This is a genomic window from Paenibacillus ottowii, from assembly GCF_006874425.1.
Lineage (GTDB): Bacteria > Bacillota > Bacilli > Paenibacillales > Paenibacillaceae > Paenibacillus > Paenibacillus ottowii.
The window spans coordinates 449,783-464,509 of the sequence record NZ_VIJZ01000003.1; the positions used below are offsets into that span (position 1 = coordinate 449,783).

Sequence of the window (14,727 nt, forward strand, 5' to 3'; positions counted from 1 at the left end):
TACTGAAGAGGTGACTGTATCATGGCAAATTCAACATCGCAACCAACAACCAATCCTACAAAAACAGGTTCCTGGGCTGTACGTATGAGCGAGTCCGTGCTTAAGCGGAGTCCTGAATTTTTTGAAAAATGGGAATATGACCATGGTGTGATTTACAGAGGTCTGGAGTGGGTTGGCGAACTGACAGGTGATCCCAAATATATGGAATATATTAAAAAACATATGGATCACTTTGTGGATGAAAATGGCGTGATTCAGCGTTATAAAGTAGATGAATACAATATTGACCACGTGAATAACGGCAAGCTGCTCTTCTCTTTGTATCGTGCCACAGAGGATGAACGTTATAAAAAGGCAGCCTTCCAATTACGCAGTCAGCTGGAAAAACATCCTCGCACCAGCGAGGGCGCATTCTGGCATAAACAAATTTATCCGTATCAAATTTGGCTTGACGGCTTGTACATGGGTGCCCCGTTTTATGCTGAATTTATCCGCGAATTTGGAGACCCGTCAGAATTTGACGATGTGACCCTGCAATTCAAGCTATGCTACAAGCATACACGTGATCCTGAAACGGGTCTGCTCTATCATGCTTGGGATGAGAAGCGGGAACAGCATTGGTGCAACCCGGAAACAGGCTGTTCCAAAAATTTCTGGGGCCGCTCCATGGGCTGGTTTGTCATGGCACTCGTCGACGTGCTGGACTACATCCCGGAAGATCATGCAGATCGTCCCGTCTTGATCGATATGCTGAACGAAACACTGGAGGCCTTGCTGAAGGTGCGTGATAAAGAAAGCGGCGTCTTTTATCAGGTGCTCAACCTAGGCCATGTGAAAGGCAACTATCTGGAAGCATCTGCTTCCTGCATGATTCTGTACGCTATGGCTAAAGGTGTTCGCAAAGGTTATCTGCCTGAGCATTATCGCCAAGAAGCAGAAATCATCCGTAAAGGCATTATTGATGAATTTATCACGATTACTGAAGAAGGACTGGTGAATCTGAACAAAACAGTGCAAGTAAGCGGTCTGGGGGGTAAAGATCGCCGGGATGGTACCTTCGCTTATTATATTAGCGAGCCAATTATAACTAATGACCCCAAAGGGATTGGCGCCTTCATTCAGGCGATGGGTGAAGCAGAACGCATCTAAATGATGCGGACTATATACTTTAGATAGCACAAAGGACGGTGGCGATGTGCCCCCGTCCTTTTCTCATATATATTCTACTTCATAACCTTAAATTCATATCCCTGTTTCTTCAGATATTCTATAATTTGCGGCAATGCTTTGGCTGTCTCTTCTTTACCATAAGTGTCATGCATGAGTATAATAGCTTTTTCCCGGCCTTTGACTGACCTCATAAACTGGTTGATTAGTGCGGGTGCCTTCTTGGACCTTCCCTCTGCATCCTTCGTTAATACATTCCAATCTACTTGATGATAATCCTTTTCAAGTAAAATCTTATCCAGAGCAGCCATTCCCTGTGGATCTCTTCTGTTCCATGTCATGTGTCCCCCGGGGAATCGGATCATTCTGGTGGAGAATTCGGGTCCTAGTATTTTTTTTAGAACCTGATTGTTCCGCTCGATCTCCTGCATCACATGATCCGTGTTTACTCGTCTGTTCGGATATAAATACTTGTAATTATGTGAGTACGTATGGTTTCCTATCGCATGACCCTCTTTGACAATTCTTTTGATAAGATTCCTGGTATGCTCATTTTCATTGGCTTCTTTACCTACAATAAAAAAGGTTGCCTTGACCTTCTGCTTTTTCAGAATGTCCAATATTTGAGGTGTGACCGTCACGGATGGGCCGTCATCAAAGGATAAGTAGGCCACTTTTTTACCATCAGCTCCATCAGGCATCTGTCCTAGCATTTGCTGTTTTAAATATTTCTCGACGAAGGCACCATCTTCTACACCGGGATCATTTTTTGGAGGGACCACTTTATCCTTTGCCCCTACGCCAGCTTTGGCATTGGAAGAGTCCTTGGATACAGCATCTGTTTTTTTAGCAAGCTCCTGTGTCGGTGCGTGTGATTTGCTATCCGTAACCTTTATCGCGATAAAAGTAATACAACCTGCCACAAATAATACAATAGCAATCAGCATCAGCCTTCTTCTGTTCCTCTTCAAGCGATGCTCTCTTGTTCTGCTATGTGAATAACCCTTTTCCATTAGATTATGTACCTCCACACTAAAATAAGAAAAACCACCAGAGCAGGGTGAAAGCGCACCTTAGAACGAGCATTGGAAAAACTCTGAGGTTTAGCCGATGAAAGTTTAAGGATGCACTTCAACCAGGGGATGAACAACCTACTCCCGGTGGTTTCTTATCTTGCATTAGCATAATTTATAAATATCATTGCGGTTTATCAAGATTGCTTCGTTAGGGCCTGAGCCAGCAAAGATGCATAGGCTTTCGCACCCTTAGGTTTTAAATGTACTCCATCATGCTCAAAATATGAGTCTTTACCGGAACTTGCTGTATACCAGTCAATCATTGTAATTCGCGGATCTTGGGATGCAGCCTCGGCAAGATGCTTGTTTACAATGCTCTCCCAGGGCCTAGGCACACGGGTATTCACAAGTATAATACGCTTTGCATCCTTCAGGCTGGCGAGCAGATCAGATAACTGGTCTTTGGTAAAAGCGCCGTTCGTGCCCAGTTCAATAATCACCGTCTTGCCTAGCTGGCCGTTCTGTCTCAATTGCTCCAGCACAGCAGGTGCTTCCGTCATTTGACGGCCGATCCGTCCATCCACAACAGCCCCCGGGAAGTATTCCTGAATGTACGACTGTACATCGAGCATAACGGAGTCTCCAATGGCGGTCACGCTTGAGCCATCCCCTGTTACAGGCGTATCTGGTTTGGACTCCTTCGACTGTGTCGTAGCAGCCTCCGTAGTACTAGTCTTGACTGCCGTGTTTTTAGGCATCTCGGCTTGGGACGGAGGCTTACTGTCCTTAGCTCCTTGAGGTGTAGTGGCTATAGGCTCCTTGGAAGCAACGGACACCGTTCCGTGAAGCGGCGGCATCGCCTTTGCCTTGGCAATTGGCTTCTCATCACTGGCTGCTGCCTGCAATGTCGCATCAGGAGATGCCGCGTACAGGTGAACGGTACCTACACCAATTCCTATACACAGCATTGCTGTTGTCGTTGTAGGCACCCATCTCCACCGCGCTTGTTGCCGAACCGCTGAGCGAATTCCCGCCATCCAGTGCCGGAATCCTTCGCGCCGAATCGGTTCCTCCATATATTTATACGAGAGAGAAGCCAGCAGTACGGTAGCTAGCAATTGTAAAAAGATACGCAGCACATGCACACCATCGGTATCCACCTGAGGTGTCGTTAGCGTGATAACCGGAACATGCCATAGATACAGTCCGTAGGAACGGGCCCCGATCCAGCGCAGCGGCTTGCGTCCAAGCAGACGACCGAGATGGCTCACCGGGTGTGCCAATGCTGCGATCACAATAGCAGTGACCACTGCAATCCCCAGCAAGCCACCACGGTACAGAGACGGGTCGTATTCATTCGAGGCCCACGCCCAGTGACACAGCAGCAGTAAGCTAACTGCACCGACGCCATCGAGAAGCAAGCGCGCCTTGGCAGAAGCATGCTCTTTCAGCTTGCCACTTGGCCATACTAAGGCCAGTGCCGCACCAATCAGCAGAGCGAAGCCGCGTGTATCGGTGCCATAATATACCCGGCTCGGATCACTTCCTGGTACGTAAATCACGGCCATCAGGAGCGCCGAGATTAACGCCAGACAAGTCACCCATCCGGCCAGTACAATACGCTTGGGCATGTACTTCAGCCCAAGCGCCAGCAGTAATGGCCACAGGATATAAAACTGCTCCTCCACTGCCAGCGACCACAGATGTCCAAGCGGAGAAGGAGGGCCGAAACTTTCAAAATACGAAACCTGGTGGAAAATAAACCACCAATTGCTCATATACACCAATGCGGCAGGTACATCTCCGCGCAAGGCTGTAAGCCGTGACGGATCGAAAAGCAACGAGCACAGGACAATGGCAGCCACAACTGTCAGCATGGCAGGCAGCAACCTTCTGGCACGACGCACCCAGAAATCTTTCATTTTAAAACTATGATATGTATCCCACTGACTGACCAAAATATCTGTGATCAGATATCCAGACAAAGTAAAAAATATGCCTACACCCAGCAACCCACCCGGCAACCAATCCGGATTCAAATGATACACAATGACTGCGATGACCGCCAGCGCTCTTAACCCATCCAAACCTGGCATATAACGACGTTGTGGCGACAACCGATTAGACTTCATTTCAGCCGCCGTCCTTCTTGCAAATTCCAACTTCCTGTCTGTTTCAATGCTCTTCTGCCCTTTCCCTCTCCTGCACATCGTCTGTCGATGCCCTGTAGCCTTTTCATTCATTATATAAAACTTCATAATCGCAATGATTTCATTGAAGTTAAAATTAATGACAATGTTTTTATTATATCATTCCTTTCCACACTTAGGTAACCACTGATAGATATACAAAAAAAGGCATCTCTTCCCTTAGGAAGAAAATACCTTTTCAAGTTCGTATCTATTAAAATTTGATGATCCCTGAAGTATGAAGGAAGACCAACAACATCAGGATCGGTGCAACATACCGAAGACCGAACAACCATACACGGAACCAGAGAGGTTTGAGGTTGGCATGTTCGCCAGCGGTTTTCCAATAGTACCCTGTGAATATAACAATCAGCAAGCCACCGAGCGGCAAGAAAATGTTGGATGCTGTGAAGTCAACAAAGTCAAAGAAGGATTTACCCCCCACCTTTAACTCTGGAACTAACCCCATAGACAACGCAGAAGGAACGCCCAGCAACAGACACAGGATTGAAACGATAAGAACCGAGCGAACCCGGCTCCAACGGAACCGTTCCATAACATAGGCCACAGGTACCTCCAGCAGGGATACCATCGATCCTAATGCTGCAACTGCCAGTAATACGAAGAACAAACCACCGAAGAAAGCTCCGAAAGGCATGGCAGAGAACGCAGCCGGCAAAGCAATAAAGACCAAAGACGGTCCTTGGGCAGGGTTAATACCAAAGGAGAAGGTTGTAGGGAAAATGATCATACCTGCGATAAACGCATAGATTAAATCCCCGCCACCAACTGCCAGCATGGCTCCACCCAGCGATTGTCGACGATCCACATAAGCACCATATGTGACCATAATCCCCATCCCCAGTGAGAGGGAGAAGAAAGCATGTCCCAAAGCAACCAATGCAGACTCAATACTCAGCTTAGAAAAGTCGGGATTCAAAAAGAAGGATACACCCGCACCAGAACCTGGCAGCATGAGAGCGTTAATCATCAACACGAGCAGCAGGATAACCTTAGCAGGAATCAGAATTTTATTGAACTTCTCAATTCCGTTCGATACCCCTAGGGTAACTACGACTGCTGTAAATGCAAAAACAATTAACAACCACACCAACGGTGCATAGCCAGATGAAAAAGAAGCGAACTGTCCAGCAAAATCATGATTTGAAAACAGACTTCCGCTAAATGCTTCTACAGCATAATGCAGTGTCCATCCCCCTACAATGGCATAAAACGACAAAATAACAAACGGCACGATAACAAACATAATGCTCATCTTGCCCCAAATTGGATGTCCGCCTACTTTCACCATTGCAGAGGCAGCACTTCCTCGACCTGCACGTCCAAGCGCAAGCTCTGCTAAAAGTACAGGTAAACCAACAAGCAACAGGCAGACAATAAACAACAAGAAAAACGCAGCTCCGCCATATTGTCCGGTAATATACGGAAACTTCCAGATGTTACCTAACCCTGCCGCGCTCCCGATCGCTGCCAGTATGAATCCAGCCGACGAGAAGCGTTCATTTTTATCAGACAGGTTATTCTGCCCCTTGCCCAAATTCATTGTATCCCCTCATTCTCTCTACTTACGCATAAACTTGAGCATGCGTACATAAATAATTTTTTCTCATTATAGCGTAAGTAGGATGCAAGGTCATGCATAAATTTTCACTATTTCCGGATTTATTTTCATAATGCTTGATATCTACACAATACTACAAAAAACTACATTTTTTCTTCCGTATCCTTCTTTGTAATGGTCTCTCCCATACGATTGGATACCTTTTGGTAAATATATGAAATGGCCAGCAATACAACCCCAAAGGAGAAATAGGCTACAATTGTACTTCCCGACGTTAGCAGGTGTAGATCGTACAAAAGCAGCTTACCCGTCGATAGCAGGGTCAAGCCCAACCCAAACCGGCGGATATAGACCACTCGTTTGAGGAAGCCGTATACAATATACAAAATAGCCAGCAGCAGATACACCAGACTGAACGCAAGGCCCGCGTCTCCCAGATGGAACTGAACCCCGAGAAAGGCGGTAATGATCCCCAGCAAATATACACCCATAATGACCGGATACATCTCATTACTTCTATAGTGCCGGGTCATCAGTGCGTTTAGGAAATCCCTGCTGCTGAAGAATACTAGTGCATTAAAGGCTGTTAGTACAACCAATGCTACATAATCCGCAGTCGTATTTTGTGCGTAATCTTCATGCAAGGTAGGAATCGTTACGGTAACTACCAGTGCCAGCACGTAGCCTATGACATACAACGCCAGACTATAGTATTTAATCACCCGATCGTAGAGTAGCTTCACTTTAGGCAGGAAATAAGCAAGTACCAGTGATACGCAGGTGAACAGCAATACCTTGTACAAGGTGTAATGTGCAAATTCATCGGATACGACGATGTTATACCAATGCGCAGCTTCATACAAAAGGTAGAAGTACACATTCACCAAAGTTGCATACTTAAAACCTTGCATGATATGCATTTCGTACAAACGATTGTTTTTGAAAGCATTCGGCCGGCTAAATTCAATCGCATAGAAGACAGTAACGATCAACATTCCCAGTGTAATGAGCGTATATTTGAGCCCAAAATAATCCGTCTCAAAGCCTGACAAGAGATATATAGGGAAATCGATGAAAAAGAATGCGCCCAGACACAGTGCTAGAATACCCCAGCCTGCACGTTCCAATTCTTTTAAGCGATAACGATGTCCACATAATGTGAGAAGTACTGCCTCGATTAACCAGCCCATGGACAACCATCTGACTCCAAACTGGAACGGAATCATGAGAATAGCAAAGGTCAGTGAAGTCGCATAAAATAGAACTTTGGTTTGTTTCTCCTCTGGAATATATCGACGAACCCATTGGCCCAAGCCCCCATACACCAGGCAAAAGACGAGTGCCAGCAAGCCTTTGTAATCATCCAGACCTGCATCGCCGAATAGAGAATACAGAACGGAACAGCTCACGACTGTATTCAGAGCCAGCAGGGAGAAATCCAGCCAGGATAGTTTTGTTTTGAATCGGAACGGCACCCACAGTGTCATCCCGAGATACATTGCAAATGTAATGATTGCATACAGCATGCTGGCTATGGTGCTGTCTGATAACCATGCGAGAACAACCATTAATGGGGTATTAAGCAGAAAGCTGATATATTGCACGATGACCCACCGTTTGCGGAAGGATACGAGTAGAATCAGCAAGTTCAGCAGAAATAGATAGCCCATCGCGATGTACACGGCGTTTCCTTCCAGCCCGTTTGCTGCCATATAGGAGAATAACGGGAGATAGCCCCCTACTAAACCAAAAGAACATATTGTTCGAGATTCATATCTTAATGACAACAGCACAGCAGTGACCGTAACGAGAACGGACAAGCCTATGCCTGTATACATTCCTATGATTTCTAGCAAAAAGTAGCTATAAAAAATGGACCCGTACAATACAGAAATACCGCCGCCCAAAATACCGAGCGCAAAGGTCTGCTTCTGCTTGCGATACAACCACTCGCCGCCGCCCAGCATCAGTGCTCCTAGCAAAAAGAAGGCTACGCCCTTCATATTTCCGGTAAACCAGTTCGAGTATGAGTATTTAAAAGCGGCCCCCACACCCAAGATAATGAGCAAAATCCCGAGCTTGTTGATCCAGTTCAATCCCAGCATCATTTCAAACTGGTTCTGCTTCATACGCTTCTGCATTGTTTCTTCGCTAATCTCTTCTTCTTCGAGCTGCTGGAAATCGTTTGCCGTCTGATGAAGCAACTTGTGCTCGGCCTCCTGGAACCGCCTGCGCTGCTCCATGATCCGATCACGAATCTCCTCTGAGAATAGTCGCAGTCTAGCGACGATCTCGTCCTGATCTTCTTTAAGCTCATGAGTGGTTTGCTGAATAAGCTGGTCCACCCGGTTTTTAGCCCCATATTCAATGGATGTCAGCCGATTTTCCCCTTCTATCGTTCTAGAAGCAAAATAGGTCTCCAGCTTTTCCCGCGAAATGCGAATCATATTCGCCTTTTCGCTCAGCATTTGCTCCGTCAGCGCAGTACGCAGTTTACCATTTTCCTGCTCAATATGTCGTACCCGCTCTTCCAGCTGACCGCAGCGGGCCTGATAATCCTCGAACTTTTTTCGCAGCACCTCACTCTCCAGAATGATATCTGAAGCTTCGTAATCTGCAATTAATGTTTGATACTCCTTGAGCAGCTTGTTCTGTTCTTGGCGGATCGTATGTAAACGATCTTTAAAATCCTCCATGTTCTCCTCCATTGCTGTCGTTTGGTAATCATTACATTTTACATGAAATTAAAATAGCATTATAGAGACTATAGCCCATTTTGAACGCTGAATTGAAGCAATTACTTAAATATTCTTCCAGTTCCATCATTGCAGATGAAGTAGAATGGATATACATAAGAAATAAAGCCTACCTTTCCCCTTCGCAAACATGAAACCCAAATTATTTACAGTGTGTATTTATTTTTTATTGGAAGGATCATGTTGAAAAGCGGAAGTAATCCAGTTTGCAGACTCGCGCTCTTGATTAACTTGCCAAAAATCCGTATACTAACAAAAAAGCAAACGATATTGTGCCTGTGAAGAGCATCCAACTCGGAGGCGTTTACGCCAAGGATTATACGTTAGTGTACGAAATGGCGATATATTCCTAAGTAAACCGGACCCGCCCGTTAAAGCGGAGCAAAGTGGATTGGAGAGTCATGACATCTGTCATGCTGTCCGGTCAATTTGGGTGGCACCGCGAGATCAAAGCGCTCCTCGTCCCATGTGGATGAAGGCGCTTTTTGTATTTTTATCCGAAAGGGAGTGCGGTGTCATGTTAGATATCAAATGGATTAGAGAGCATCAAGAACAGGTTCAAAGAGCAGCAGACGACAAAGGAATACAGGTATCGGTCGCGGACCTGTTGACCCTGGATGATCGGAGAAAACAGCTGCTTCAGGAAGTGGAACAGCTTCGTCAGACGCGCAATCAGTGTAGTCAGGATATTGGGGCGCTAATTCAGACCGGGAAAAATGAACAGGCGGTTGAGGCCAAGCGTCAGGTCAAGGAAATTAACGGACGGCTAGATCTTCTGGAGGCACCGCAACAGGAAGTAGAGCAACAGTTTCAACAGCTCTTGCTTCTGATGCCTAATATCGTATCGCCAGATACGCCGCGAGGCCAATCAGATCAAGATAATGTAGAACTGGAACGGATCGGGACGATACCCGACTTCGGATTTGAACCCAAGGATCATATGACGCTCGGTCAGCTTCACAACCTGATCGACGTGCCTCGCGGTGTCAAAACAGCCGGTACCCGTAACTACTATCTGACGGGAGCTGGGGTCGCTTTGCACCGGGCTGTGCAGCAGCTTGCTGTTGATCTGCTGACCGAACGAGGATTTCAGCTGTTGGACGTTCCATTAATGGTACGCTCGGAGGCAATGCGCAGCACGGGCTTTTTCCCGCTCGGGCTGGATCAGACATACCGCATCGCAGGAGAGGATCAATGGCTTGTAGGCACCTCGGAAGTTCCGCTGGTCGCGTATTACAGTGGCGAAACTGTGGACGTTACGGACCCGATTCGACTGGCAGCCGTATCCATATGCTTCCGCAACGAGGTCGGCTCGGCCGGAAGGGACGTACACGGACTGTATCGTGTACACCAGTTCGCCAAGGTGGAGCAGGTCATCATCTGCGAAGCAAGCCTAGACGCTTCAGAGCAGATGTTTCAGGAGATTACGCATAATGCAGAAGATCTGCTTCAACTGCTGGAGCTGCCTTACCGTAAGATGGCTGTCTGTACAGGCGATATGTCGCAGAAAACCTACAAGCAGGTGGACATTGAGACATGGATGCCTAGCCGACAAGCTTATGGAGAGACGCACTCGTCGTCCCAGCTGCTTGATTTTCAGGCGCGTCGTTCCAACATCCGGTATCGTAATGCGGACGGCAAGCTACAATATTGTTACACACTCAACAATACAGCGGTCGCTTCGCCCCGGATTTTGATCCCATTGCTGGAGCATCACCAACAAGAGGATGGTTCGATCCGTATTCCAACAGCTTTACGCCCGTATATGCCGCAGCATATAGAATTTTTGTGTCCCCCTACTTTATAAAAGCATGAGTACACTAAGAAGAATTAGTAGCTAGTGAGTAGCGTCCAATGAATAGGATTTCCCATTGTAATCATTGCAAAAAGAAAGACGAAGGATAGCTTTCCTTCGTCTTTTTAAATATTTTATTGTGCATCTGCTTCCCATGCGGCTGCAGGGCCAAAAAATTCGTAGTGGATATCCGATACAGGGATATTCCACTCCTTCAACAGCCCGTATACGGACTGCATGAATCCCTGAGGACCACAGAAGTAATACTGAGCGTTACGTTCCGGTACCACGGATTGCAGCCAGGCCAGATCCAGATGTCCTTCCTTATGAAAGGCCTGAGCTAGCCGATCCTGCTCCGTTGGTCTGCTGTAGCACCACCGAACTGCGGCCTGTGCATGTGTAGCGACTAGCTCTTCCACCTCATTACGCAGAGCATGGTTATCTCCGCTGACTGCTGCGTGGACAAAAGTGACCGGCCGATCCGGAGCAGTCTCTACCAGGGAAGCCAGCATGCTGACCATCGGGGTGAGCCCGACTCCACCGCTGATCAATACAACAGGTCTGCGATCTGTCCGATCCAGCGTAAAATCACCTGCCGGTGCAGATACTAATAGTACATCGCCTTCCTGCACGTGCTCATGCAGATACACAGATACTTTGCCCGCTGGACGAGACCCTACAGCATCCTCTCGTTTTACGGATATCCGGTAGTAAGGTTGTCCTGGTGCACTAGAAAGGCTATATTGACGGATATGGGTATTATGTTCACCCGGAATCTCCATCTTCAAGCTGATATATTGCCCAGGCTCGAATGCAGGCAGCACCTGTCCATCCTGCGGCACCAGGTAAAAGGACGTAATTTGGTTGCTTTCCTTAACCTTTTTTTGTACAACAAAGTTCTTAAAGTCTGACCAACCTCCCTGCTGCTGTTCAGCCTTCTTATACATTTCCGCTTCCACATCTATAAACACACTCGCGATCACACCATAGGCCTCGGCCCATGCGTTGATGATCTCATCTGTTGCCGCATCCCCCAGCACATCCTTGATCGCAGCGAGCAGATATTTTCCGACGATCGGATAATGCTCTGGCTTAATTCCCAAACTGCGATGTTTATGTGCAATCTGACGAACCACTGGAAGGATTTCCTCCAGACGGTCAATGTGCTGTGCAGCCGCATATACAGCATTGGCCAGCGCACCCTGTTGACGTCCTTGCTTTTGATTAGCGTGATTGAATATATTGAGAAGCTCAGGATGAGCCTCAAACATTAACTGGTAAAACCGCTTGGTAATTGTAGTCCCATGTACCTCCAAAACAGGTACAGTCGATTTGATCGTTGCAATGGTTTGCTCACTTAGCATTGTTGTATCCCTCTTCTCTCCAAAATAATGATGAACAAAAGGTGTTACAACATAGCTCCCTTTTGTTAACCCTCAATAAAAGCAAGTATACCCACATAAAGTAACCCTTTATGTGATTCCAGTCACTTTAAATTTGAAATAATGTGAACATGTCAATGACAAAACGCACAATCATATACATTTTCGGTATAGATAATAGCACATTTACAAGTAAGAAAAGAAGGAAGGCTCCCTTTAAATTATTCGATACTATCCCCTCTTTCATTCAGTGCCGAATCCAATTTCTGATTGGAAAGACTTCAATTTATTCCACTTGTAAACGTTTCCAACTAGGATAAAATCGTAGTTGAGGTGCCGGACAAGCTGTTCGGGCCATCCTATTTATATGGGAGGCAGATGATATCGTGAAGTGGATGTATAGCAAATGGCTAGGCATATGGGTATGCCTTATTCTCATGTCTGTGGGTACAGGGCTTCAACCTGATACTGCACAGGCTAGTGCGACAGATGTGACCCAAGCAACCTACGGGGCCGAGGCTAACCAGGCAGTGAATGTTTTGGACGCTACGCATACTGAACTATCTTTGAGCACAACAGCAAGCACTGCCATTACGAACGGAACGAATTGGAAAGATACCGCAGGCAACCCGATTCAGGCGAATAGCGGTAATATCCTGAAAGTAGGCTCCACTTATTATTGGTACGGCGAGCATGCCGAAAACTGGAAGTTTGAAAAAGTGAACGTATATACCTCGACCGATTTGAAAAATTGGTCCTTCCGCAGCAGCATTCTCACCAAAAATTCCGCCCCTGAGCTGAATTCAAGCAAGATCGAGCGTCCCAAAGTCATTTACAACAAATCCACCGGTAAATATGTATTATGGGCACACTATGAAAATGGCACGGACTACTCACTCGGTCGCGTAGCTGTCGCTACCAGTGATACACCCGACGGGAATTTTACCTACCAAGGCAGCTTCCGTCCACTGAATTACGAGTCCCGTGATATGACAGTGTTCACAGATACCGACGGTAGCGGCTACCTCATTACAGCTTCCCGTAAAAATGGCGGCGCCAACGATACGATGGCGATCTTCAAGCTGACAGCTGATTATACGGGCGTGCAGTCGTTCGTTGGCTGGATTTTTGAGAATGGTTATCGTGAAGCGCCTGCTGTTGTGAAAAAGAACGACACCTACTACCTGTTCACCTCGCAAGCATCCGGCTGGTATCCCAATCAGGGCGCCTATGCAACCGCCAGCTCTATGACTGGGAGCTGGTCTGCTTTGTCGCCCTTCGGTGATCCAGCGGCTTATGGATCGCAAATCCACTCCATTGCCACGATTACAGGCAGCGCAGGAACCAGCTACATCTATATGGGTGACCGCTGGAACCCGCTCAATCTGAGCGACCACAAATTTATTTGGTTGCCACTGACCTTGAATGATGCTAATAAAACAGCAACTCTCAATTGGTACAGTAGTTGGGATCTAGATGCCGCCACAGGCAAGGTCATCCTGCCGTCTCTTGTGAATCACGCGCAAGGCAAAACGGCGACTGCCAGCTCAGCCGCATCCGCTTCTCCAGCTTCACTGGCGAACGATGGCAATCCCCAAACCTCATGGAAAGCTACATCTGCATCCTGGCCTGCATGGTGGCAGGTCGATTTGGGCAGCACCAAGACGATTAGCGAAGTGGATATTTCATGGTTTATGTACAAAGGATCTGAAGCATATTATAAGTATAAAATCGAATATAGCGCGGATGGTGCTAATTATTCCACCATTGACCGCACAAGCAATACCGCATATGGCTTTACCAGTGACAAAGTTAACTTCCAAGCCCGTTACGTGCGCATCAATCTTGTAAATGCGGTTTTATTTAACAATCCAAACAACTGGTACACCCCAACGGTCCATGAAGTCAGATTGCTTGGTCATTAACTTGCTTCATTAAAAAAGAACAGGCAGGAGAATCCCATATTAGATAGGCTTCTTCTGCCATGTTTGCTTTACCACCTGTTTCGTACTCATTCGCTCAACGTATCCGATTTACTGTGGTAAACACAAATTTATCATACCGATGCCGTGAGAATGAGTATTCAAACGGTATACCCGTATCCAGATAACCTACCTGCTCAATTTCTAAAACCGGATCATCCGCACCACAATCCAAATGTTCCCAATCTAGCTCGGTCGACTTGGACGCACGGATGGTACGATGTGAACTGACAATATTAAGGCCCAACTCCTCCTTAATATGTTTGTACACTGAGCCGTGCAACACCTGCTCGGTAATACCGCTGATCAGCTTGGTAGGCATGTATGTGCGCTCTATCACATACGGCTCGCCTTCTACAATACGCAGACGGACTACATGATACACAGGAGAATTGGCATCAATAAATAGATGCGCCGCTACCTCTTCAGATGGAAATTGAACGTCAAAGGCTATGATTTTACTTTTGATTTCTTTCCCGCGCAGTACGTTAGTCAGCCCCAGCATTTCATTCACAACGACATTAACCGGACCATTGTAGACCGATTTGACGATAAAGGTTCCGTGTCCTCTTTTACGATTCAACAGCCCTTCCGACACCAACGTATCCAATGCCCTCTTAATCGTCATCCGACTTACCCGGAACTCACTGGCCAGTGAAATTTCGTCGGGGATCGGATCATCACTGCTATAGGTCTTATCTATAATGCGCTTCTTGACCTCTTGTGCAATCCGTTGGTATTTATTCATCTGTCTACCACCTGTACTAAAATTTGTTTTATGTCAGCATTTTACCAAAAATATCGGTAGCGCTGGTTCTTTTGGTTCTGCAGGCGGGGACATCGAGGTATTATGGTATA

The 14,727-nt window shown here is 46.7% G+C and carries 9 protein-coding genes; 3 read left to right on the plus strand and 6 right to left on the minus strand.

Features of this window, described 5'->3' with window-relative positions; all coding sequences use genetic code 11:
• The first annotated feature begins 21 nt into the window (after window positions 1-21).
• Window positions 22-1,149, plus strand: a complete 1,128-nt coding sequence (locus FKV70_RS09025; protein ID WP_142612611.1) for a glycoside hydrolase family 88/105 protein — start codon at window positions 22-24, stop codon at window positions 1,147-1,149.
• Window positions 1,150-1,223: 74 nt separating this feature from the next.
• Here the strand turns inward: FKV70_RS09025 and FKV70_RS09030 are convergent, their stop codons facing one another.
• From FKV70_RS09030 to FKV70_RS09045, 4 genes are all read right to left on the minus strand, one after another.
• Entirely contained in the window at window positions 1,224-2,180 is a 957-nt protein-coding gene (locus tag FKV70_RS09030; protein ID WP_142612612.1) for a polysaccharide deacetylase family protein, read from the minus strand.
• A gap of 197 nt (window positions 2,181-2,377) precedes the next feature.
• Complete coding sequence (locus FKV70_RS09035; protein WP_142612741.1) at window positions 2,378-4,315, minus strand: acyltransferase family protein; 1,938 nt, start codon at window positions 4,313-4,315, stop codon at window positions 2,378-2,380.
• 271 nt (window positions 4,316-4,586) lie between these two features.
• Entirely contained in the window at window positions 4,587-5,936 is a 1,350-nt protein-coding gene (locus FKV70_RS09040) for a sodium-dependent transporter (RefSeq protein ID WP_063207353.1), read from the minus strand.
• Between the two features lie 161 nt (window positions 5,937-6,097).
• A complete protein-coding gene (locus FKV70_RS09045) occupies window positions 6,098-8,650 on the minus strand; it encodes a DUF2339 domain-containing protein (RefSeq protein ID WP_142612613.1) in 2,553 nt (850 codons plus the stop codon).
• A 577-nt stretch (window positions 8,651-9,227) separates the two neighbouring features.
• On the opposite strand from FKV70_RS09045, the gene serS reads away from it, so the two are divergent.
• Window positions 9,228-10,517, plus strand: coding sequence for a serine--tRNA ligase (serS, locus tag FKV70_RS09050; RefSeq protein WP_142612614.1), 1,290 nt, complete (start codon window positions 9,228-9,230; stop codon window positions 10,515-10,517).
• Between the two features lie 122 nt (window positions 10,518-10,639).
• On the opposite strand, the gene hmpA is transcribed toward serS, so the two are convergent.
• On the minus strand, window positions 10,640-11,869 hold the full coding sequence (hmpA, locus tag FKV70_RS09055) for an NO-inducible flavohemoprotein (protein WP_142612615.1): 1,230 nt from the start codon (window positions 11,867-11,869) through the stop codon (window positions 10,640-10,642).
• A gap of 404 nt (window positions 11,870-12,273) precedes the next feature.
• Here hmpA and FKV70_RS09060 point away from each other — a divergent pair, with 404 nt between their 5' ends.
• Entirely contained in the window at window positions 12,274-13,812 is a 1,539-nt protein-coding gene (locus tag FKV70_RS09060; RefSeq protein WP_142612616.1) for a family 43 glycosylhydrolase, read from the plus strand.
• A gap of 94 nt (window positions 13,813-13,906) precedes the next feature.
• On the opposite strand, the gene FKV70_RS09065 is transcribed toward FKV70_RS09060, so the two are convergent.
• Window positions 13,907-14,617, minus strand: coding sequence for a GntR family transcriptional regulator (locus FKV70_RS09065; protein ID WP_013373714.1), 711 nt, complete (start codon window positions 14,615-14,617; stop codon window positions 13,907-13,909).
• Window positions 14,618-14,727: the final 110 nt, after the last annotated feature.

What these genes read in the sequence shown, in the direction of transcription:
- FKV70_RS09025 (WP_142612611.1), top strand. Translation starts at nt 22, where the DNA reads ATGGCAAATTCAACATCGCAACCAACAACCAATCCTACAAAAACAGGT.
- FKV70_RS09030 (WP_142612612.1), bottom strand. Translation starts at nt 2,180, where the DNA reads ATGGAAAAGGGTTATTCACATAGCAGAACAAGAGAGCATCGCTTGAAG.
- FKV70_RS09035 (WP_142612741.1), bottom strand. Translation starts at nt 4,315, where the DNA reads ATGAAGTCTAATCGGTTGTCGCCACAACGTCGTTATATGCCAGGTTTG.
- FKV70_RS09040 (WP_063207353.1), bottom strand. Translation starts at nt 5,936, where the DNA reads ATGAATTTGGGCAAGGGGCAGAATAACCTGTCTGATAAAAATGAACGC.
- FKV70_RS09045 (WP_142612613.1), bottom strand. Translation starts at nt 8,650, where the DNA reads ATGGAGGATTTTAAAGATCGTTTACATACGATCCGCCAAGAACAGAAC.
- serS (WP_142612614.1), top strand. Translation starts at nt 9,228, where the DNA reads ATGTTAGATATCAAATGGATTAGAGAGCATCAAGAACAGGTTCAAAGA.
- hmpA (WP_142612615.1), bottom strand. Translation starts at nt 11,869, where the DNA reads ATGCTAAGTGAGCAAACCATTGCAACGATCAAATCGACTGTACCTGTT.
- FKV70_RS09065 (WP_013373714.1), bottom strand. Translation starts at nt 14,617, where the DNA reads ATGAATAAATACCAACGGATTGCACAAGAGGTCAAGAAGCGCATTATA.